Origin of the sequence: Burkholderia sp. E168m22, assembly GCF_001319805.1 — a bacterium.
Lineage (GTDB): Bacteria > Pseudomonadota > Gammaproteobacteria > Burkholderiales > Burkholderiaceae > Burkholderia > Burkholderia orbicola.
In genome coordinates, this window is the sequence record NZ_BBSK01000017.1 from 1 (window position 1) to 21,582 (window position 21,582).

The 21,582-nt window shown below is 65.3% G+C and carries 18 protein-coding genes, 1 tRNA gene and 1 pseudogene; 14 read left to right on the top strand and 6 right to left on the bottom strand.

Annotation, left to right across the window (positions count from 1 at the left end):
- Nucleotides 1-94: 94 nt before the first annotated feature.
- Nucleotides 95-2,305, bottom strand: coding sequence for a hypothetical protein (locus tag AP428_RS04610; RefSeq protein ID WP_054927684.1), 2,211 nt, complete (start codon nt 2,303-2,305; stop codon nt 95-97).
- 392 nt (nt 2,306-2,697) lie between these two features.
- Here AP428_RS04610 and AP428_RS04615 point away from each other — a divergent pair, with 392 nt between their 5' ends.
- From AP428_RS04615 to AP428_RS04630, 4 genes are all read left to right on the top strand, one after another.
- Nucleotides 2,698-3,411: a bifunctional 2-polyprenyl-6-hydroxyphenol methylase/3-demethylubiquinol 3-O-methyltransferase UbiG gene (locus AP428_RS04615; protein WP_054927675.1), complete on the top strand. Its 714-nt coding sequence runs from the start codon at nt 2,698-2,700 to the stop codon at nt 3,409-3,411.
- Between the two features lie 131 nt (nt 3,412-3,542).
- Nucleotides 3,543-3,619: transfer RNA gene (locus AP428_RS04620), tRNA-Pro, on the top strand.
- 140 nt (nt 3,620-3,759) lie between these two features.
- Nucleotides 3,760-4,968, top strand: coding sequence for an outer membrane protein assembly factor BamC (gene bamC / locus AP428_RS04625; RefSeq protein ID WP_054927676.1), 1,209 nt, complete (start codon nt 3,760-3,762; stop codon nt 4,966-4,968).
- A 534-nt stretch (nt 4,969-5,502) separates the two neighbouring features.
- Entirely contained in the window at nt 5,503-5,793 is a 291-nt protein-coding gene (locus AP428_RS04630) for a putative quinol monooxygenase (RefSeq protein ID WP_027810280.1), read from the top strand.
- Between the two features lie 47 nt (nt 5,794-5,840).
- Here AP428_RS04630 and AP428_RS04635 read toward each other — a convergent pair whose 3' ends face one another.
- From AP428_RS04635 to AP428_RS04645, 3 genes are all read right to left on the bottom strand, one after another.
- Nucleotides 5,841-6,098, bottom strand: coding sequence for a hypothetical protein (locus AP428_RS04635; RefSeq protein WP_006476176.1), 258 nt, complete (start codon nt 6,096-6,098; stop codon nt 5,841-5,843).
- Between the two features lie 136 nt (nt 6,099-6,234).
- Nucleotides 6,235-6,510 carry a hypothetical protein gene (locus AP428_RS04640; RefSeq protein ID WP_006486101.1) on the bottom strand — a complete coding sequence of 92 codons (276 nt, stop codon included), beginning with the start codon at nt 6,508-6,510 and terminating at the stop codon, nt 6,235-6,237.
- A 221-nt stretch (nt 6,511-6,731) separates the two neighbouring features.
- Nucleotides 6,732-7,448 (bottom strand): YdcF family protein, encoded by a 717-nt coding sequence (locus AP428_RS04645; RefSeq protein ID WP_027810281.1) that lies wholly within the window; start codon nt 7,446-7,448, stop codon nt 6,732-6,734.
- A gap of 160 nt (nt 7,449-7,608) precedes the next feature.
- Here AP428_RS04645 and AP428_RS04650 point away from each other — a divergent pair, with 160 nt between their 5' ends.
- Complete coding sequence (locus AP428_RS04650) at nt 7,609-7,926, top strand: hypothetical protein (protein WP_011545254.1); 318 nt, start codon at nt 7,609-7,611, stop codon at nt 7,924-7,926.
- 197 nt (nt 7,927-8,123) lie between these two features.
- Here the strand turns inward: AP428_RS04650 and AP428_RS34675 are convergent, their stop codons facing one another.
- Together AP428_RS34675 and AP428_RS04655 are read right to left on the bottom strand one after the other, a co-directional pair.
- Nucleotides 8,124-8,375 (bottom strand): hypothetical protein, encoded by a 252-nt coding sequence (locus AP428_RS34675; protein ID WP_027813379.1) that lies wholly within the window; start codon nt 8,373-8,375, stop codon nt 8,124-8,126.
- 201 nt (nt 8,376-8,576) lie between these two features.
- Nucleotides 8,577-8,972 (bottom strand): annotated as a pseudogene (locus tag AP428_RS04655) (transposase); the annotation flags it as partial.
- Nucleotides 8,973-9,402: 430 nt separating this feature from the next.
- On the opposite strand from AP428_RS04655, the gene AP428_RS04660 reads away from it, so the two are divergent.
- The 9 genes from AP428_RS04660 (at nt 9,403) to truB (ending at nt 21,563) form a co-directional block, all read left to right on the top strand.
- Nucleotides 9,403-10,305 carry a LysR family transcriptional regulator gene (locus AP428_RS04660; RefSeq protein ID WP_012328377.1) on the top strand — a complete coding sequence of 301 codons (903 nt, stop codon included), beginning with the start codon at nt 9,403-9,405 and terminating at the stop codon, nt 10,303-10,305.
- Nucleotides 10,306-10,381: 76 nt separating this feature from the next.
- The gene (locus AP428_RS04665) at nt 10,382-11,584 is read left to right on the top strand and encodes a pyridoxal phosphate-dependent aminotransferase (protein WP_054927677.1); all 1,203 of its coding nucleotides are present in this window, start codon (nt 10,382-10,384) and stop codon (nt 11,582-11,584) included.
- Between the two features lie 272 nt (nt 11,585-11,856).
- Nucleotides 11,857-12,894 (top strand): SMC-Scp complex subunit ScpB, encoded by a 1,038-nt coding sequence (scpB, locus tag AP428_RS04670; RefSeq protein ID WP_054927678.1) that lies wholly within the window; start codon nt 11,857-11,859, stop codon nt 12,892-12,894.
- Between the two features lie 60 nt (nt 12,895-12,954).
- A complete protein-coding gene (gene rluB / locus AP428_RS04675; protein WP_054927679.1) occupies nt 12,955-14,715 on the top strand; it encodes a 23S rRNA pseudouridine(2605) synthase RluB in 1,761 nt (586 codons plus the stop codon).
- A gap of 448 nt (nt 14,716-15,163) precedes the next feature.
- The gene (gene rimP / locus AP428_RS04680) at nt 15,164-15,622 is read left to right on the top strand and encodes a ribosome maturation factor RimP (protein WP_006476167.1); all 459 of its coding nucleotides are present in this window, start codon (nt 15,164-15,166) and stop codon (nt 15,620-15,622) included.
- Nucleotides 15,622-17,097, top strand: a complete 1,476-nt coding sequence (gene nusA / locus AP428_RS04685) for a transcription termination factor NusA (RefSeq protein ID WP_006476166.1) — start codon at nt 15,622-15,624, stop codon at nt 17,095-17,097. The genes rimP and nusA overlap by 1 nt, the downstream gene beginning before the upstream one ends.
- 91 nt (nt 17,098-17,188) lie before the next feature.
- Nucleotides 17,189-20,104: a translation initiation factor IF-2 gene (infB, locus tag AP428_RS04690; protein WP_054927680.1), complete on the top strand. Its 2,916-nt coding sequence runs from the start codon at nt 17,189-17,191 to the stop codon at nt 20,102-20,104.
- A gap of 114 nt (nt 20,105-20,218) precedes the next feature.
- The gene (rbfA, locus tag AP428_RS04695) at nt 20,219-20,617 is read left to right on the top strand and encodes a 30S ribosome-binding factor RbfA (protein WP_011545262.1); all 399 of its coding nucleotides are present in this window, start codon (nt 20,219-20,221) and stop codon (nt 20,615-20,617) included.
- A gap of 13 nt (nt 20,618-20,630) precedes the next feature.
- Nucleotides 20,631-21,563, top strand: coding sequence for a tRNA pseudouridine(55) synthase TruB (gene truB, locus AP428_RS04700; RefSeq protein ID WP_054927681.1), 933 nt, complete (start codon nt 20,631-20,633; stop codon nt 21,561-21,563).
- Nucleotides 21,564-21,582 lie beyond the last annotated feature (19 nt).

The following is a 21,582-nucleotide window of genomic DNA, read 5'->3' on the forward strand; positions in this document are numbered from 1 at the left end:
GCACGGCGCACAGGATGCCTCGAAAAGCCCGGTTGGCGACCTGCCATCGGGCTTTTTTCATGCGGGTCGCGCATCAGGGGGCAGCACGACGGAATCAGCGTGACGCGAGCGGATTCTTGCGCCCCATGTCGACGACCAGCGTGCCGTCCGGCAGCATCCGCACCGAGCCCTGCGCGACCTGGCTGCGATACCCGTACAGGTCGAACCGCATCGGGCCGGCCTCGGCCGAATTCCGGATCAGCGCGCGCACGTTGAGTTCGAGCACGTTGAACATCTTCATGTCGCCGCCTTCCATCCACATGTAGCTCGGTGCGTCGATCTGCGGCCGCTTCGGTGCGGGCGCGCCCGCTGCGCGCCGGAACATGAGCCGCAATCCGTCGGGCTCGACCGTCGCCTGGGCGAGCTTGCCGTTCAGCACGGGCGGCGGAAACACGGTGTACTGGTCGAGCACGAGCGTGTCGCCGCGCAGTTCCGCGCCGCGCCGCTGCAACGGCGTCAGCGACGCGAGCTCGATACCGAGCGAGCGCAGCAGCGTCGCCTGCGGGATGCCGAGCACCGACACCTGCGACGGCTTGAAGGCGAGGTGCCGATCATCGAGCACCGTCAGCGAGCCCTTCATGTCGGTCGGCAACCAGACGCCCGGTACGTGATTCCACAGCTTGATGCCGCCCTGGACGCGCAGGTTCTGGCCGTCCGCGCTCAATTGCAGGTCGTTCAGCGAACGCGGCGAATAGTCGAGCAGGTAGTTGTTGAAGAGCGCCGACATCGCCTTCCACGACTCGACGACCGTGCCGCCGAGAATGCGGATGTCGTACTGGTTCGGATCGTCGAGATCGACGGGTTCGCCCGGGCGCTTCGACACGAGTTCCACGTCGAGATCCTCGACGTGAAAGCCGATATCGCCGGACAGGTTGAAGTCGACGTTGCGCAGATGGATCGTCGGGTTGCGGTTCGACACGTGCCGCTCGTTGAACGGCGTCGTCGACGTGCGCCGCATCGCGACCTTCTGCATGCCGGGTCGCGCGGCGTCTGCGGCGAGCGCGTACGCTTCCCAGTGCTGGCGCACGTCGCGCAGCGCATTCTGCTGCGCGGCGAGGAAGCTGTCGTTCAGGCGCGCGGCCGCGTTGCCGAGCAGTGCGCCGCTGGCCGGGCCTGCATACGAAGGCATCCGGATCGCCATCGCGCCGCTTTCGTCGAAGTTGAAGTAGCCGGCCGACACCTGGTCGCGATAGTGATACAGGTCGAACACGAACGTCTGGCCGCGCTTCGACGCGTCGAGCGGGCCGATCAGGATGTCCGCGTTCATCGGCATCGAGCGCATGAATTTCACGTCGCCACCGCGGATATACATCGCTTGCTGCGGTGCGTTCGCGGGCATCGCGAAGCCGGCACGCGAGCCGTCGTCGAGCTTCAGGTCGAGGCCCGCCGGCGTCACGCGCACGGCGGTGATCGTGAGTTTCAGGCGCGGCGGCGGCATCAGCTTGTCGACCGCCATCACGAGATCGTCGCCGGCGAGTTGCGCGATCGGGGTCTGCACCTTCAGCAGGTCGGCCATTTTCACGTTGGCCGCGCGCATCACCGGCTGTGCGTTGAGGCCCGACACGCGCACACCGGTCGGGTGGAACACGAGCTGGCTGCCGTCGCGGATCGCGAGCGTGCCGGTCAGCGAGAACGGTACCCAGCCGTCGCGCTGCATCTCGCCTTGCAGATGGATCACGCCGTCGCCGGCCGACACCGCGAGCTTGCGCAGCGGCGCGTTGCGATAGCCGAAGATGTAGGTGTTGAAGAGGGCGGTCAGCTTCGCGTTGTCGAGCGTGACCGTGCCTTCGTGCACGTCGATCTCGAAGCTCGTCGGATCGTCGAAGACGATCGGTGCGCCGGCCTGCGTCGGCACGAGCGTGGCCGACAGCTGATGAATGAAGAAGCCGAGGTTGTTGACGATGCGGAAATCGACGTCGCGCAGGAACGTCATCGCGCCGTTCTGGCCCGAGTCGCGCAGCGTGAACGGCCGCGGCTGCGTGAGGCTGATCGATGCGAGCGACGGCACGGTGCGCGCGATCTGCTGCTCGCGCGCGAGCCGCTCGGCCTTGGTGCGCTCGATCTTCGTCGATGCGATGGACGTGTTGCTGTCGCGCTGCGCGGCCGATTCGGCGCAGCCGGCGCAGAGCAGGGCGAGCGCCAGCGCGCCGCAGCCGAACATGCGGAATGTCGTATGCGATCTTGGGGCGACCGTGCGTCGCAGGCCGGAAAACCAGTCGAAAATTGCCAAAGGCGAGCGATGGCCGCGCCGGACCGTATTCCGCATCGTCTGTCTCCATGTCTTGTCTTGATCGACGGCGGCGCGCGCCACTGCACGGCGCGAGCGTCGATGCCGTGCAGTGTGTCATAGCGTGCTAGAGCGGCGTTACCAAACAACGGGCGCCCGGACGCGATGCGCCGGCGGACTGCCGGACAATGGATTCGCGGTCGACGAGCTGCTGAATCAAACGGTCGTTTGGTTTGTCCGGGCCGTCGCCAGGCGTGTTTCGAAGCGGCCCTGAAAATCCGCGGCCGGCCTTGGCCGGCGCGGGTTTCACCGGATGCCGAAGCGCCGCGGCCCCGGGCATCGACGGATACGATCGGCGGCAGCGGCGAGGTAAGATCGGCATCAGTGGCGGATTCGACATCACAACACGGCAGCCATCACGGGGAAGCACCATGGACCTGAAGGAAGTCGACGTACTCGGTGCGGGGGTGGGCGATCACTGGTACTACGCGTCGAAGGCGAGCGCGATTCGCCGGTTCCTCGGCGCATCGGGCGCGAACCGGATACTCGACGTCGGCGCGGGCTCCGGTTTTTTCTCGAAGCATCTGCTCGAGCGCACGCAGGCGACGGAAGCATGGTGCGTCGATACGAGCTACGCCGACGACAGCGACGGCGAGGCGGCCGGCAAGCCGATCCACTTTCGGCGCGCCGTCGATCGCTTCGATGCCGATCTCGTGTTGCTGATGGACGTGCTCGAACATGTCGACGACGACGTCGGACTGCTGACGCAGTACGTGAAGGGCGCGCCCTCGGGTAGCCGGTTCCTGATCACGGTTCCCGCGTTCCAGTTCCTGTGGAGCGGCCACGACGATTTCCTCGAGCACAAGCGCAGATACACGCTCGGCGGCCTCGAGGACGTGGTCCGGCGTGCGGGGCTCGACGTCGAGCACGGCGCCTATTATTTCGGCCTCACGTTTCCGCTCGCGGCCGCATTGCGGCTCGGCGAGCGGGCGCGTTCGCATCCGCGCGAGCCCGAGTCGCAATTGCGCCGCCATCATCCGTTCGTCAACGGCTTGCTCAAGACGATCTGTCGTATCGAGCTGCCGATGTTCCGCTTCAATCGCGTCGCCGGCTTGACGGTCATCTGCGTCGCGCGCAAGCGATGACGGCGATGCGGGATCGGTGCCGCAGGTTGCCTGCATTGGCGTCGTCACGCAAAAAAATTTCACGAGAACATTCACAAAATGCATGCGACCCGTTCTAAACCGGGAAACTGTCTGTTATAATTTTTTTCTTTCGGGGCGTAGCGCAGCCTGGTAGCGTACCTGCATGGGGTGCAGGTGGTCGGAGGTTCAAATCCTCTCGCCCCGACCAGACAAGAACCCGCGTCAGCTCAGGCTGGCGCGGGTTTTTTCTTGGCCGTCGCTTTTTTGCACATCGCAGCGCGGCCCCGGTAAAATGCAAGGTTGATCCACGGAAAGCGCCGTGATTTAGCGGAAGAGGATTCCCCGAACATGACTGATCTTCGTCTTACCATGCGGTTCGCTGCAGTGCTCGCCACCGGCGCGCTCGTCGCCGGTTGCGGTACGTCGTCGCCCACGAAAGTGGACTACAAGAGCGATTCGAAATCGAAGGAAGCGTCGCTCGCAGTGCCGCCCAACATGCTCGACGAGACGGCCGATCAGCGTTCGCTGCCGCCCCAGGGCGGCGCGACTTCCCTGTCCGCGCTCCAGCAGGTCCAGCAGGCCGCGCCTGCGCTGGACACCGTCGCGCCGGCCGTGGCCGGCATGCATATCCAGCGCGACGGCACCGAAAGTTGGCTCGTGATCGACGGCAAGCAGCCCGCCGCGATCTGGCCGCAGGTGCGCCGTTTCTGGCAGGAGCAGGGCTTCCTGCTCGTCGTCGACCAGCGCGACAAGGGCGTGATGGAAACCGACTGGAACGAAACCCATCCGCAGATCAACGACGGCCTGATCCGCAGCGTGATCTCGAAGGCGATGGGCAATTCGTACGTGACGGCCGAGCGCAACAAGTACCGCACGCGTCTCGATTCGGCGCCAAATGGCGGCACCTACGTGTTCATCAGCCAGAAGGGCATGCGCGAGGCGATCACCGGTGCGAACAACGATTCGAGCAAGTGGGAACCGAAGCCGAACGATCCGGCGCTCGAGACAGAATACCTGAAGCGGCTGATGGCCGTGCTCGCGCAGAACGAGCAGCGCGCGAAGAACGGCGAGCCGCCGATCGCGAACATCAAGGACAACGCGGTACCGAAGGACAAGAAGGCCGATGGCGACGCGTCGTCGAAGGCTGCCGCGGCGATTGCTGCCCAGAACGTCTCGCGCACGTCGGCGCAAGGCAATGACGCGGCTGAAGCGGCCGTGCCGTCCGAAGTCACGCTCGGCGAGCCGTACGACCGGTCGTGGCTGCACGTCGGTCTCGCGCTCGATCGCGCGAACTTCACGGTCGACGATCGCGATCGCTCGAAGGGTCTGTACTTCGTGCGCTACGTCGATCCGAAGGATCTGAGTGCGGCCGAGCAGGGCTTCTGGAGCCAGCTGTTCCACGGCAAGAAGGAAAAGCAGGCGAAGCAGTATCGCGTCAACGTGAAGGCGCTCACGGCCGATCAGACGCGTGTCGCGGTCGTCGACGATGCGGGCGCGATCGATACGTCGTCGCCGGCTCGCCAGATCATGGGGTTGCTCGTGAATCAGCTCCGCTGATCCCGGCGTTTTCCGCCCCCTTGAAAAGCCCGCCATCCGGCGGGCTTTTTTCATGGCCGCTCGCCGACGCGTACGCCTGTTCGGTGGGGCCCGTCCCTTCTCGTGACGTTACGTAACATTCGAGCGTTACGAGGACAGAACACGTGTCACATTGTCGCCGATCTAAAAAAATGTCCTTATAAATCAATGGAATGTTGATCACGTCATGCCTGGCACGCAACCTGCTTTATAGGTTGGAATCGTTAGAGCAGGGAGGACGGTGTCAGAGGCCGGGAATGCGCCGCGAGCGCCTGAACAACGGCATCGACACCCTCACATGCCGACGCGCCAAGCGTCGGCGCAACAGATGACGATCCGCGCCAGCGTGCGGATCTCGATGGCCCCGTCGCCTATCCTCGTAGGGCGACGGTTTCGCCCGCGCTTCTCTGAAGCGCGGGCTATTTTTTTGGTGCCATCGCCCTGTCGTATCGGCATAGCCGATGCGTGGTGCGGGATTCGCGTATTCTCGGACTTTTTCGGATGAAGGAGGCGGGAATGGCGGAAATTGCAGTCGTGGCGCTGATCGTGGCGAAGCCGGGCGCGGAGGAGAAACTGCGCACCGTGCTTGAGGGAATCGTCGAGCCGACCCGCAACGAAGCGGGCGCATTGCAGTACGACCTGCACCGGGATCTGAAGGAGCCCGCGCGGTTCGTATTCGTCGAGCGTTGGGAGAGCGAGGAGGCGCTGGCCGCCCATGCGCGTTCCGCGCATATTCTCGCTTATCGCGAAGCGGCCGCGGACTGGATCGAGCGTTCCGAAATCCGCGTGCTGTCGAAGCTCGTCTGAGTCCGAGCCGGGTAGGGCGACCGGACGTGTCCGGTCGCGGCGGCGCGTCAGTGCGATGCGCTGGGTACGTCGAGGATCAGGATGATCGTCCAGTCGGCATCGCCGTCATGGTGATACTGACGCTCGGCAACGATGAACGGTTGCTGCTTGCCTTGCGGGCCGAGGAACAGCACGTCGCCCTCCATCGGCAGGCATTCGATCGGCGGCAGCGCGAGAAACGCGTCGTCCGAGCCGCGGGGCATCAGTTGCTTGATCTGGCGAGTGGCGGCTTCGGTCCACTCGATGTCGAGTTGAATGTTGCTCATGCTGTCCTCCGCACCGGGGTGCGCACGGGTGGAAAATTTCGGTGCGCGACTTTAGCACAGCGCGCGGGCGCCGCAACCAAAAAAGCCGAACCCGGTTACCCGGATTCGGCTTTTTACTGGAGCGGTGCCGCCGAACTTACTGGCTGGCAGCGTCTGCAGCCTTCGCCTTCTTGCCGGCCTTCTTCGCTGCTGCCTTGTGATGCGCAGCCTTCTTGCCGTGGTGATGCTCTTCCTGCGCCGCCGGCTGAGCCGCTTCGGCCGCTTGCTGCTGTTGCAGCGCTTGTGCACGCTGCTCGATCTCGGCGATCTTGGCCGGATCGGTGATGGTCTGAATCTGCGTGCTCTCTTGCGCATACGCTGCGCCAGTCAGCGCCGACATCGCTACCAGGATAGCCAGGGACGTCTTCTTCATTGCTTTACCTCCGCTAAGTGGTGATGAACCCGAGTGTTGCCGTTTCGTCTGGCGACTGCAATCGAGTGCGTGTCGAGTGTAACAAAAGTGACGGATCAATGTGCACCGGATCGTCGCACGACGCAAGGCCCCGTTGAAGTCGCGCAACACTTCGCGCACTTCGTCACGCGTCTGCCATCCAGGGTGGTGCAGCGATTTTCGCGCAGGTTTGCGCGCCGTCGTCAAAACCAGCCGAGCCAACGATACACGTGGAATTGTGCGATCCCGACCAGCTCGTGCAGCGCCTGCTCGGCATTGGCCACATTGCGCCAGCGCGGCAGCCAGCCCGTCTGCGCGCGTCGGAGATTCGCATAAACGGGCTGCGGATCGATGCCGAAACGGCGGAAATCGAGCAACGCCCGGCGCATCTGGTACGACGACGTGACGAGAACGCGCGCATCGTCATACTGTGAGCGTAGTATAGATGCAGTGAATTTCGCGTTTTCGTAGGTTGTGCGGCTGTTCGGTTCGAGCACGAGGTCGGCCGGCGCCACGCCTTGAGCGACAAGTTGGCGCCCGTAGACGGCTGCCTCGGTGTCGCCGTGATGCTGCGGGTCGCCGCCCGACATCACCACGGTGCAGCGTTCGGCCTGCTGCCGGCACGTGCGATAGAGCGCCGCAACCTTGTGGATGCGCGCGACGCCGTCGGGCGGTGGCTGCACTCCGGTGTCGGTGCGGTGCGTGCCGGCGCCTATGAGGATCAGCGTGGTTCGCCCGTGCATGTCGGGATGCTCGACCGGCGTGACGCCGGCCTCGCTCCAGGCGATCAGCGGCGCTGCGAGCCAGCCCGTCGCCAGCAGCCAGAACAGCGCGGCGGCGACGATCGAAATGGTTCGACGCTGCTTGCGGCAGAGCATGAAACCGATGAAGAGAAGTACAAATGAATCGAACAGAATCAATTTGATTGGGGTATGGTGTCTTTTTATGGACGGCTGACGATACGGCCCTGACGCGACGCCGAACAACGTTGGCCTCCAGAATCGGTGGCGGTTTCGGCGGGCGGAGACCCCGCCCGGCGCGCCGCTTCGCATTGTCGCTGCACTTTAAGAAAGAATCGAGATGGCCACGTATTCCAACGAAGCGGTGCTCGACGCATTGAGACGAGTGCAGTACCGCCAGGTACCGTGGGCACGCCGCCCGGGCGTGTTCGAGTATCTCCGTTCGCTCGGGCTGATGGACACGGTCAGGCAGAAGACCGTTGCCCCCGCGCCGGGCTTCCATGCACCGGTCGACATTGCCGTATTGACCGACAGCGGTCGAGCCGAATTCTCGCGCCTCGAGCGCGCCGAGAAATTACTTTCCTGGACTGATCGCCGCATGGACGACTACGCATTGAGCGAAGCGAGCGCCGTGGCGATTCTCGAAAGCCGCCTGTAGCGGTCGATCTTCATCCCGCCCCGCGCATCGCCGCGCAGGCCGGCGATGCAAAAAAAAGCCCGTATCACAAGGATACGGGCGTACCGGATACTTTTGCTGCTGCCACGCTGTGCTCATGGCAACGATGTGACCCGCCGCATGGGGCGCAGTTCCCGGATACCGGCATTTTCTTTGGCGAAATCTCGAAATCGGCAGGACTACGGATGACGCGACATGCCCGGTGGCTGTGAGCCAATCCGTGCTCGCGCGTTGCTGGCGATGTCGCCGCGCAAGTCGCCGCGTGGCACGGTTTGCCGGCTGGGCGGGTTGGCGGACGGCGGCTGGCGGAGGGTGTTGCGGTGATCCTGCTGGCGATGCGGCGGTTTCACCCGATCGTCGGCATGGACGGGAGCGGTCAGCGCCACGGAAACGACAATGCCGCATGCAACGAGCAGTGACATTGTTTTCATGGCGGGGCTCCCTTCAAGCCGTCAGTGCGGCCTGTTGATATGACGCTAAGGTAAGCGTGGGAGTGCAGGCTTGCTGTAAATATTAGTAAATAGATGTTTCGCGGCACGACAACGGTAATCGACGGCAAGGCATGCGTCGCAACGAAGTCGCGTCGCAAAAAGAAACCGGGCGGCCGAAGCCGCCCGATCGAGCATTCGTTACGCCATCTTGACGGGCGCGCGCCAGGATTCCGGATTGGTCCAGAACGCGCCGCGCAGCCGGTCGCGGCTCGGCGGCGCGGGCGGCTTCGCCGCGCTTGCGCCGATGCGTCCGCGCAGCGAGATCTGACGGCCGCTCGTGCCGAGTCGTTTCACGATTTCGGCGAGCGTACCGTCCGCCTGCCATTCGTCGAAGCGGCGGCGGCAGGTCGGCGGGGACGGATAGCGGCCCGGCAGTTTCGACCAGCCTTCACCCGTCGACAGCACCCACAGCACGGCGTTGACTACCGATCGGGCTTCCACGCGGGGGCGGCCACGCCGCTCACTCCGTGCGGGCTCCGAGCAAAACAGACCCTCGACCAGCGCCCATTCGTTATCTCTCAAATCGTCGAACAGCATCATGTCCTCACCTCAGCGAAGCTAACTCCGGTGCGCTGCCCTGCGCCGCGCACTCTTCAAGCACTCGATCGTCGAGTGCCGGGTGGGGGCGTCCGGTTGGCCGGCAGCGGCGTTTCTACTCTTCCGTCCGACGAAACCTGCACCCTGTGCGCAAGGTAATGCACGAAGCGTGCCATGTCAGAGGTAAATCCCTCGAGAGCCGCTTGGCAGCGAGCTAACGGCTAAGTCAGCTAGGGGCGTATAAGACGCCAAAATAACCCGTGAGCAAATCGGGACAATCACCAATCTTGTGCAATCCGCCCATGCCACGTGCGTTTGCGAACGTATTGCACCGCAGCGAAACATGTGCGACCGGTGCCGCATTCATTCATCGAAGTCGTTTCGCGCATTAAAATCGTGCATCGATATCGACGATTGATGAGGCCGGGACATGAACGTTACGCTGCGCCAGCTCCGCGTATTCATCGAAGTCGCGCGGCTCAAGAGCTTCAGTCGGGCGGGTGACGAGATCGGGCTCACGCAGTCCGCGGTCAGCCGCTGCGTGCGCGAGCTCGAGGCCGAACTGGGGCTGAAGCTGATCGACCGCACGACGCGCGACGTGCAGCTGACCGACGTCGGTGCGAACCTGATCGCGAGCGTGTCGCGTCTGCTCGACGATCTCGACGATACGTTGCGCGAGATTCGCGAGATCGGAGAGCAGCGTCGCGGGCGCGTGATCGTCGCGGCAAGCCCGACGATCGCATGCAGGCTGATGCCGCGGGTGGTGGCGTCGTGCGAGCGCCAGTTCCCGTTCGTGACGCTCGGCCTGCGCGATGACGTGCAGAGCGACGTGTTGCGCAAGGTGAAGTCGAGCGAAGTCGACTTCGGCGTCGTGATCGGCCCGCTGACGGTCGCCGATCTGGTCTGCGAGCCGCTGATGACGGATTCGTTCTGCCTCGTCGCGCGCGCCGACCATCCGCTCGCGGCACGGGCCGAGGTGCCATGGACGGCGCTGGACGGCGAGCGCCTCGTGCTGCTTGATCATGCGTCGGGCAGCCGGCCGCTGATCGATGCCGCGCTGGCCACGCATCGCGTCAACGCGACGGTCATGCAGGAGCTCGGGCATTCGGCGACCGTGTTCGGGCTGGTCGAGGCCGGCGTTGGCGTGAGCGTGCAGCCGTGGCTGTCGCTGCCGCTGCCTGCCGGTTCGACGCTGGTTGCGCGGCCGCTCACGCCGCGCACCGAGCGCACCGTCGAACTGGTGCGCCGCCGCGACCGGTCGTTGTCGCCCGCCGCGCAGGCGATCTGGGAGCTCGTGCGGCAGATGCCGGCGCGGGCCGAAGATCTCGACTGACGCGTATTGGCGTGCGTCCGGTCTGGCTTGCCGGCCGGTACACTACGCGGATCGTGTTCCTCGGCGGTGGCTTTCGATGACGCATTCCGCAGGTTTTTTCCCGGCGAGCGACGAACCGGCGGCGCGCGCCGCGGTGCACGCGCTGCGGCCGTCGCTGATCCGCGAGGTCGCAAACGCCGGCTTCGGCGTGCCGGACATGCTGCCGTTCTGGTTCGGCGAATCCGATCGCGTGACGCCGGACTTCATCCGCGACGCCGCGGCCGCGGCGCTGCGCGATGGCGCGACCTTCTACACGCACAATCTCGGGACGGCGGCGCTGCGCGACGCGATCGCCGCCTATGTCAGCGCGCGTCACGGTGCGACGGCGGCCGACACGGTCGCCGTAACGAGTTCGGGCGTGAGTGCGCTGATGCTGGCTGCGCAGATGCTGGTCGGGCCGGGCGAACGTGTCGTCGCGGTCACGCCGCTCTGGCCGAATCTCGTCGAGATTCCGAAAATCCTCGGCGCGCAGGTCGACTGCGTGCCGCTCGGTTACGGCGACGCGGGCTGGCAGCTCGACGTCGGTCGGCTGCTCGCGGCGCTGACGCCCGATACGCGGATGCTGCTGATCAACTCGCCGAACAACCCGACCGGCTGGACGATGTCGCGCGACGATCAGCGGGCCGTGCTCGCCCATTGCCGTCGTCACGGTATCTGGCTGGTCGCCGACGAGGTGTACGAGCGGCTTGCGTTCGACGAGGGCGGCGCGCCGTCGTTCCTCGATATCGCGTCGCGCGAGGAGCGCGTCGTGGTCGTGAATTCGTTCTCGAAGGCGTGGGCGATGACGGGCTGGCGGCTCGGATGGCTGATTGGGCCGGCGTCGGTGATGGGCGACCTGTCGAAGCTCGTCGAATACAACACGTCGTGCGCGCCGGGCTTCGTGCAGGCCGCCGGTGAGGTCGCGTTGCGCGACGGGGAGCCGTTCGTGCGATCGTTCGTCACGGCGCTGCGCGACGCGCGTGATCACCTGGTCGCCGCGCTGCGGACGCTGCCGGGCGTCGAGGTGCTGCCTCCGCCCGGCGCGATGTACCTGTTCCTGCGGCTGCCGGGCGCGACCGACAGCCTGGCGTTCTGCAAGACGCTGGTGCGCGACGCGGGGCTCGGCCTGGCGCCCGGTCGAGCGTTCGGCCCGGAGGGAGAAGGGTTCGTGCGCTGGTGTTATGCGTGCGATCCGGCGCGGCTCGACGCGGGCGTGGAGCGACTACGCAGGTTCCTCGCGCACGGCGCGGGCGTTCGCTGAAGCGGGGACGGAGCGGGCGTGCCGCCGGGGCGGCGGCCTGTTTCGCTCATCTTTACGCACCGGGCAATTTTGCGTAATATGGCGCTCAGTCACGCGGTTCCGTCGTTGAGCCGTGCTGTTCCGTCCGGTTTGGGCCTGGCTTGAAGTTGATTCGCCGCCCCCGGTTCGTGCTCCCATCAATATGACCGATCAGAATCGGGCGAGCGCGTCTTCCGTTCCTTTCGTCTGTTTGTTGATCCGGTTCGTTTGACCACAGGGTCTGGCCTAGCTGCATGAATACCCAAGAGGCGAAGATCGTCCTCGAGACTGCTTTGATCTGCGCGCAGGAACCGCTGAAGCTCGGCGATTTGCGCAAGCTCTTTGCCGACGGCGTGTCGGCTGACACGGTCCGCACGTTACTCGAAGATCTGAAACAGGATTGGTCCGGCCGCGGTGTCGAACTGGTGGCGCTGGCGACCGGGTGGCGCTTTCAGAGCAAGCCGGCGATGCGTCATTATCTGGATCGCCTGCATCCCGAGAAGCCGCCGAAATATTCGCGTGCCGTGCTCGAAACGCTCGCGATCATCGCGTACCGGCAGCCCGTCACGCGCGGCGACATCGAAGAGATTCGCGGCGTCACGGTCAATACGCAGGTGGTCAAGCAGCTCGAGGATCGCGGCTGGATCGAGGTGATCGGTCATCGCGACGTGCCGGGGCGTCCGGCGCTGTATGCGACGACCAAGCAGTTCCTCGACGATCTCGGCCTGAAGGCGCTCGACGACCTGCCGGCGCTCGAAGAGCCGGCCGCGAACATCGAGGCCGCGCTGCTCGCGCAGCAGGCCATGGATTTCGACGGTGACGTAGTGGTAGCCGACGACGCGGCGGCCGACGTGCCGCAGGCGCTGGCGGATGAAGCGCCCGCCGACGAGTCGGCCGAAGGGCTTGGCGATGCCGCGGCCGACGTCGCGTCGACGCAGGAAATTCCGAGTCGCGATACGCTCGATGTTGATCGCGGGCAAACGGAACAGATGGAACAGGTTGGCGCCGAAGCAGTGCCGACCGGTGTGCAGCCCGAGCCGCAGCGTGCGGATTGGAGTGAGGAAGATCGCAAGCCGGCCGCCGAAGCGGCTGCCGGAGACGGAGCGGAAGCGGCCGGCGACATGCCCGGCGAGGCCGATCAGGCCGACGCCTCCCGCTCCCGTCCCGCGGACGACGAGACGCTGGACGACACGTCCGACAGTCTCGCGGATGCCGTCCGAAGCGCCAGTGCGCCCATCGGCGCCGACGCGCTGCCGGACGACGAAGCAGAACCCGAACAGCGTCGCGCCTGATCGCGGCCAACTTCTTGCCGCGCCCGCGCCGGGCGCGAGACCTGACATTTTGAGGTTGTTTTGACAGATATCCACGATATTGAATCGTCCGCGCCTGCCGTGCAGGCAGCGCGTGCCGACGATGCGCCGGAGCAGGATGCTTCGGCCGCGGGTGGCGACGAGCGTCCCCGCCGCGGTCTGCGGCGCGGCCCGCGTAGCCTGATCGCGCGGCGTCGCGCGGCGGCCAAGTCGAAGGGCGCCGAAGGCGAGCAGCAGGGTGCCGAGGGCGCGGATGCGCAGCCGGCCGAGGCTGCCGACGCGCAGCCGGCGCGTGCGCCGCGCAAGGAAGGCGCGGCCAAGGGCGGTCGCATGCCGGCCGGCAAGCGCGAAGGCGCGGCGGCAGCCAAGGGCGGTCAGGCTGGCCAGGGCCGTCGCGGTGCAGCGAAGGCTGAAGGCGGCCCGGCGAAGGTAGCGGAAGGCGATGCGTCCCAGGACGAACTGTTCGCATACGTGACGTCGCCCGCCTTCGACGCGGACAATTCCGCGGGCGGTAGCGGCGTGCGTGCGCCGATGCTGCGCCGCGGCCGCGCCCAGCCGGCCAACAAGCGCGTGCTGTCGCCGGACGACGACGCGCCGAAGCTCCACAAGGTGCTCGCGGAAGCGGGCATGGGGTCGCGCCGCGAAATGGAAGAGCTGATCGTCGCCGGCCGCGTGTCGGTGAACGGTGAGCCCGCGCACATCGGCCAGCGGATCATGCCGACCGACCAGGTGCGGATCAACGGCAAGCCGGTCAAGCGCAAGCTGCCGAACAAGCCGCCGCGCGTGCTGCTGTATCACAAGCCGACCGGCGAAATCGTCAGCCACGCGGATCCGGAAGGCCGTCCGTCGGTGTTCGACCGTCTGCCGCCGATGAAGACGGCGAAATGGCTTGCGGTGGGCCGCCTCGACTTCAATACCGAAGGTCTGCTGATGCTGACGACTTCCGGTGATCTCGCGAACCGCTTCATGCATCCGCGTTACAGCGTCGAGCGCGAGTATGCGGTGCGGGTCGTCGGCGAGTTGGCCGAAGGCATGCGGCAAAAGCTGCTGCACGGCGTCGAGCTCGACGACGGTCCGGCGAATTTCCTGCGCATCCGCGATGGCGGCGGCGAAGGCACGAACCACTGGTATCACGTCGCGCTGGCCGAAGGTCGCAACCGCGAAGTGCGCCGGATGTTCGAGGCGGTCGGTCTGATGGTGAGCCGGCTGATCCGTACGCGTCACGGCCCGATTCCGCTGCCGCGCGGCCTAAAGCGTGGTCGTTGGGAAGAGCTCGACGACGCACAGGTGCGCAAGCTGATGGCGACCGTCGGTCTGAAGGCGCCGTCCGAGGAGAAGGGCAAGCGCGGCGGCGCTGCCGGTCCGACCGAGCGTCGCCAGCCCGATCCGATGCAGACGTCGATGGGCTTCATCAGCCGCGAACCGGTGCTGACGACGCACGGTCAACTCGACCAGCCGCGTCGCGGCGGTGGCCGACGCGGCGGGCCGGGCCTGCCGGGCCTGAGTGGCTACGGCAGCTTGCCGGTTGCGCCGTCGGGTTACGGCAACCGCGCGGGCGGCGGCCGTGACGGCAATCGTACCGGCGGCGGCCGCGACGGCAACCGTGCAGGCGGCGGTCGCGATGTCGACGGCAATCGCGCATCGTACGGCGCAGGCCCCAAGCGCGAGGGTGCGGGCGGCAAGCGCGGCGGCAGCAAGGGCGGCGGCAATCGCAATCCGAACGGCAATCGTGCCGATGGCGCCGGCAACGGTGGCCCGCGCGGCGGTCAGCGTCCGCAGCGCAGTCGTACGCGCAGCCGCTAAGCGTCTGTCGATTGACGTGCGGCGGTGCAAAGCCGCCGATACGTCGCGTGGCCGGCATCCGGCCGGCTTTGTCGATACGGCGCATTGCGTTGACGGGTTTCGGCTGCATCCATGTCGCGTGCCGCGACAACGACGATCACCGGTGCGGCAGGGTAGTACCGGTCGATCGGGCAGCCCGATTTCGCATTTTCGGTCCGTAAAGGCAGCCGACGCGCTGCTTTTACCGGCTGGCTTGGCGTTTGCGCCAAAAATCGCTATAATCGCGGAGTCGCTGGGCGTACGGATTCAATGTGCGGCTCAGGTGCGACCACCAGTAAGAAGATGGGCGTTCCGCCCATTTTTTTTTGCTGAAACGGTTAGGCATCTCGGGTAGCGCTTCCTGCGCCGGCTAAGGCGCGCGCCCGCGGGTGAATCGCGAGCGGCGGGCGCGAACACCTGAGAGGACACTGTGCAACTGACGGAACTGATAGAAACCACGGTCACCGGGCTCGGCTACGAGCTGGTGGAACTCGAGCGCACCGGGCGCGGCATGCTTTGCATCTATATCGATCAGCCTGCCGGCATCTCGCTCGAAGATTGCGAAAAGGTTACGCGTCAGCTCCAGCACGTCTTGACGGTCGAAAATATCGATTACGAACGGCTCGAAGTCTCGTCCCCGGGGCTCGACCGCCCGTTGAAGAAGCTGGCCGACTTCGAGCGCTTCGCCGGCAGCGAAGTTTCCGTGACCTTGAAAAAGCCGCTGGACGGGCGCAAGACGTACCGGGGCATTCTGCACGCGCCGAATGGCGAAACGATCGGTTTGGAATTTGAGGGGAAGAAGGGCGAGGCAGCCATGCTGGATTTCACGCTGGCCGATATCGACAAAGCCCGCCTGATTCCGCAAGTTGACTTTAGGAGCCGCAAATAATGAGTCGCGAAGTGTTGATGCTGGTGGATGCGCTGGCGCGCGAGAAAAACGTCGACAAGGATGTGGTGCTGGGCGCCCTCGAGGCTGCGCTCGCGTCCGCTTCCAAGAAGCTGTTCGACGAAGGCGCCGAAATCCGCGTCCATATCGATCGCGAAAGCGGCGAGCACGAAACCTTCCGTCGCTGGCTCGTCGTGCCCGACGAGGCAGGCTTGCAGGAGCCGGATCGCGAGATCCTGCTGTTCGAAGCGCGTGAGCAGAAGCCCGACGTCGAAGTCGGCGAGTATGTCGAGGAACCCGTTCCGTCGATCGAATTCGGTCGCATCGGCGCGCAGGCCGCGAAGCAGGTGATCCTGCAGAAGGTGCGCGACGCGGAGCGCGAGCAGATCCTGAACGACTACCTCGAGCGTGGCGAAAAGATCATGACGGGTACGGTGAAGCGCCTCGACAAGGGCAACTTCATCGTCGAATCGGGCCGCGTCGAGGCGCTGCTGCGCCGCGATCAGCTGATCCCGAAGGAAAACCTGCGCGTGGGCGACCGCGTGCGTGCGTACATCGCGAAGGTCGACCGCACCGCGCGCGGCCCGCAGATCGAGCTGTCGCGCACGGCGCCGGAATTCCTGATGAAGCTGTTCGAGATGGAAGTGCCGGAAATCGAGCAGGGCCTGCTCGAGATCAAAGCGGCTGCCCGCGACCCGGGCGTGCGCGCGAAGATCGGCGTCATCGCCTACGACAAGCGGATCGATCCGATCGGCACCTGCGTCGGCATCCGCGGTTCCCGCGTGCAGGCCGTGCGCAACGAGCTCGGTGGCGAAAACATCGACATCGTGCTATGGTCGGAGGATCCCGCCCAGTTCGTGATCGGCGCGCTCGCGCCGGCAGCCGTCCAGTCGATCGTCGTCGATGAAGAAAAGCATTCGATGGACGTCGTCGTCGACGAGAACGAACTGGCTGTCGCGATCGGCCGCAGCGGTCAGAACGTTCGCCTTGCCGGCGAGCTGACCGGCTGGCAGATCAACATCATGACGCCGGACGAATCCGCCCTGAAGCAGGGTGAAGAACGCGACCGGCTGCGTGCGCTGTTCATGGCGCGTCTCGACGTCGATGAAGAAGTTGCCGACATCCTGATCGACGAAGGCTTCACGAGCCTCGAAGAAATCGCGTACGTGCCGCTCAACGAAATGCTCGAAATCGAAGCGTTCGACGAGGACACCGTGCACGAACTGCGCAACCGCGCACGCGACGCGCTGTTGACGATGGCCATCGCGAACGAAGAAAAGGTCGAGAACGCAGCGCTGGATCTCAAGAGCCTCGACGGCATCACGCCGGAGCTGCTCGCGAAGCTGGCCGAACACGGCGTGCAGACGCGCGACGATCTCGCCGAGCTGGCTGTAGATGAACTGGTCGACATGACCGGAATGGAAGAGGATGCCGCTAAGGCGTTGATCATGAAAGCACGTGAACATTGGTTCCAGTGAGAAATGACCATGGCGCACTGATTTGATGGCGGCCGTATGGCCTGACCCGATGCTAACCGCAAGGAATCGGTCCTTGCACTAAGAGGAATGAATGGCGAGTAACAACGTAGCCCAATTTGCCGCGGAACTGAAAATGCCTGCTGGTGTGCTGCTCGAACAGCTGCAGGCAGCGGGCGTCCAGAAAGCGAGTGAAGACGATGCGCTGTCCGAAACGGACAAGGCGCGTCTGCTCGATCATTTGCGCAAGTCGCACGGCGCAACTGACGGCGACAAGCGCAAGATCACGCTGACCCGCAAGCATACGTCGGAGATCAAGCAATCTGACGCGACGGGCAAGGCTCGCACCATTCAGGTCGAGGTTCGCAAGAAGCGTACGTTCGTCAAGCGCGACGACGTGGCCGAAGGTGCGGATCAGGGTCAGGCGCAGGTCGCCGAAGCGGACGACGATGCGGAACTGAAGCGTCGCGAGGAAGAGGCACGCCGCGAGGCCGAGCTGCTCGAGAAGCAGGCGCAGGAGCTGCGCGAGCGTCAGGAACGCCTCGAACGCGAGGAAGCCGAACGTCGCGCCCGCGAGGAAGCGGCCGAGGCCGAGCGCCGTCGCGCCGAGGAAGAAGCGGCGACGAAGCGTGCCGCGGCGGAAGCCGTCGCAGCCCAGCAGCAGGCGGCAGCGCAGCAGGCTGCTGCCGAGCAGGAAGCGACGCCGACGCAGTCCGCGCAGGACGAAGCACGCGCAGCCGCCGAACGCGCGGCCCAGCGCGAAGCGGCGAAGAAGGCCGAGGACGCTGCCCGTGAGGCAGCCGACAAGGCGCGCGCCGAGCAGGAAGAGATCAGCAAGCGTCGCGCGGCGGCGGAAGCCGAAGCCCGCGCGATCCGCGAAATGATGAACACGCCGCGCAAGGCCGTGGTCAAGGCAGTCGAGCCGCCGAAGCCGGTCGAACCGCCGAAGCCGGCCGAAGCGAAGGGCACGCTGCACAAGCCGGCGAAGCCGGAAGGTGCGCAGGCGCGTCCGGCCGTGAAGAAGCCGGCTGGCGCGGCGGCTCCGGCCACCACGCAGGCGCCGGCAGGCGCGGGCGACCGCAACAAGAAGCCGGGCGCAGGCAAGGGCGGCTGGCAGGACGACGCGGCGAAGCGTCGCGGCATCAAGACGCGCGGCGACTCGAGCGGCGGCGTCGACCGCGGCTGGCGCGGCGGCCCGAAGGGTCGCGGCCGTCACCAGGACAGTTCGACGTTCCAGGCGCCGACCGAACCGATCGTCCGTGAAGTGCACGTGCCGGAAACCGTGTCGGTTGCCGATCTCGCGCACAAGATGTCGATCAAGGCCTCGGAAGTCATCAAGGTGATGATGAAGATGGGCCAGATGGTCACGATCAACCAGGTGCTGGACCAGGAAACGGCGATGATCATCGTCGAGGAACTGGGCCACCGCGCGGTTGCCGCGAAGCTGGACGATCCGGAAGCGCTGCTGGTCGAAGGCGAATCCGGTACCGATGCGGAGCAGCTGCCGCGTCCGCCGGTCGTCACGGTGATGGGTCACGTCGACCACGGCAAGACCTCGCTGCTCGACCACATCCGCCGCGCGAAGGTTGCCGCGGGCGAAGCGGGCGGCATTACGCAGCACATCGGCGCTTATCACGTCGACACGCCGCGTGGCGTCATCACATTCCTCGATACGCCGGGTCACGAAGCGTTCACGGCAATGCGTGCACGCGGCGCGAAGGCGACCGACATCGTGGTGCTGGTGGTGGCGGCCGACGACGGCGTGATGCCGCAGACGAAGGAAGCCATCGCCCACGCGAAGGCGGGTGGCGTGCCGATCGTCGTCGCGATCAACAAGATCGACAAACCGGAAGCGAACCCGGATCGCGTCAAGCAGGAACTGGTCGCGGAAGGCGTCGTGCCGGAAGAATACGGTGGCGATTCGCCGTTCGTGCCGGTGTCGGCCAAGACGGGCGCAGGTATCGACGATCTGCTCGAGAACGTGCTGCTGCAGGCCGAAGTGCTGGAACTGAAGGCACCGGTCGAGGCGCCGGCCAAGGGTATCGTGATCGAAGCGAAGCTCGACAAGGGTAAAGGCCCGGTCGCGACGATCCTGGTGCAGTCCGGTACGCTGAACCGCGGCGATATCGTGCTGGCCGGTACGGCCTACGGTCGCGTCCGTGCGATGCTCGACGAGAACGGCAAGCCGACGAAGGAAGCCGGCCCGTCGATCCCGGTCGAGATCCAGGGTCTGTCGGAAGTGCCGGGCGCGGGCGAGGAAGTGATCGTGCTGCCGGACGAGCGCAAGGCGCGTGAAATCGCGCTGTTCCGTCAGGGCAAGTTCCGCGACGTGAAGCTCGCGAAGCAGCAGGCCGCGAAGCTGGAAAGCATGCTGGAGCAGATGGGCGAAGGCGAAGTGCAGAACCTGCCGCTCATCATCAAGGCAGACGTGCAGGGTTCGCAGGAAGCGCTCGTGCAGTCGCTGCTCAAGCTGTCGACCGACGAAGTGCGCGTGCAGATCGTGCACAGCGCGGTCGGTGGCATCAGCGAAAACGACGTCAACCTCGCGACGGCATCGAAGGCGGTCATCATCGGCTTCAACACGCGTGCGGATGCACAGGCACGCAAGCTGGCCGAGGCGAACGGCATCGATATCCGCTACTACAACATCATCTACGACGCAGTGGACGAGGTGAAGGCGGCGATGTCGGGCATGCTGGCGCCGGAGAAGCGTGAAGTCATCACCGGCATGGTCGAGGTGCGCCAGGTCTTCAAGGTACCGAAGATCGGCACGGTCGCCGGCTGTATGGTCACCGACGGTATCGTCAAGCGCTCGTCGTCGGTTCGCGTGCTGCGCAACAACGTCGTGATCTTCACGGGCGAACTCGAATCGCTGAAGCGCTTCAAGGACGACGTGAAGGAAGTCAAGCAAGGCTTCGAGTGCGGTATGTCGGTGAAGAACTTCAACGACGTCACCGAAGGCGACCAGTTCGAAGTATTCGAAGTGACCGAAGTCGCACGTACGCTGTAATCGTCGCGTATCGGCTCTTGGGCGGGGCAGGCTTGGGCCTGTCCCGCCCATTTTCATGGTGGCGTGCCGACAATGGCCGCCGCTTCATCCTGATAAACGGATCACGGATCGATCATGTCCAGGAAACGTACTTCCCCCAATCGCAACGTTCAGATCGCCGACCAGATTCAGCGCGATCTGTCCGAACTCATCATGCGCGAGGTCAAAGATCCGCGCATCGGCATCGTGACCATCCAGAGCGTGGAACTCACGCCGGACTATGCGCACGCGAAGGTCTACTTCACGGCGCTCACCGGCGATCCGGAGAAGACGCAGGAGGCGCTGAACCATGCGTCGGGTCACCTGCACAACCTGCTGTTCAAGCGCTTGCACATTCATACGGTGCCGACGCTGCATTTCCACTACGACCAGACGATCGAGAAGGCCGTCGAAATGTCGCGCCTGATCAAGGAAGCGAACTCGACGCGCGCGAAGGACGACGACGAGGCCGACACGCCTGCCAAGGACGATTGAGTTCGACCGCCCTATGACGAATGCAGCACCCCCACGTCCGCGCGTGCCCCGGCGCGTGCTGGACGGCGTTCTCCTGCTCGACAAGCCGATCGGCCTGTCGAGCAACGATGCGCTGATTCGCGCAAAGCGCCTGCTTCTCGCGAAGAAAGCCGGTCACACCGGCACGCTCGATCCGCTGGCTTCGGGCCTGCTGCCGCTGTGCTTCGGCGAGGCGACGAAGTTCTCGCAGGACTTGCTCGACGCCGACAAGACGTATGAAGCGACGATGCGTCTCGGCCAGCGTACGGCCACCGGTGATGCGGAAGGCGAGGTGATCGACACGCGGCCCGTCGAATGCGATCGCGCGGCGGTGGAAGCCGCGCTCATGCGCTTCACCGGCGACATCGTGCAGGTACCGCCGATGTATTCGGCGCTCAAACGCGACGGCAAGCCGCTGTACGAATATGCGCGGGCCGGTCGGACCGTCGAGCGGGAGGGTCGCAACGTGACGATCCATGCGCTCGATCTGCTCGCTTGCGACCTGCCCGACGTGACGTTTCGCGTGACCTGCAGCAAGGGCACCTACGTGCGTACGCTCGCGGAAGATATCGGTGAAGCGCTCGGCTGCGGTGCGCATCTGACGATGCTGCGCCGTACGGGCGTCGGCGCGCTGACGCTCGAGCATGCGGTGACGCTCGATGCGCTGTCGGACGCTGCCGAAGCGGCGCGCGATGCATGGCTTCAGCCGGTCGATGCGCTACTGTCGACGTTTCCGCTGGTGCGTCTCGACGAAGCCAGCGCGAAGCGGTTCCTGCACGGCCAGCGTTTACCGCTGTCGGTGCTCGAGCCGATCGTCGCGGCCGATGGCGAGCGCGTGCGCGTGTACGACGCCACCCGGTTGCTCGGCGTGGCGCGCAAGGCGAATGGCGTGCTCGCCCCGGAACGGCTCGTCGTGACGGCTCAATGACGCAGCAGCGCACGCAAGT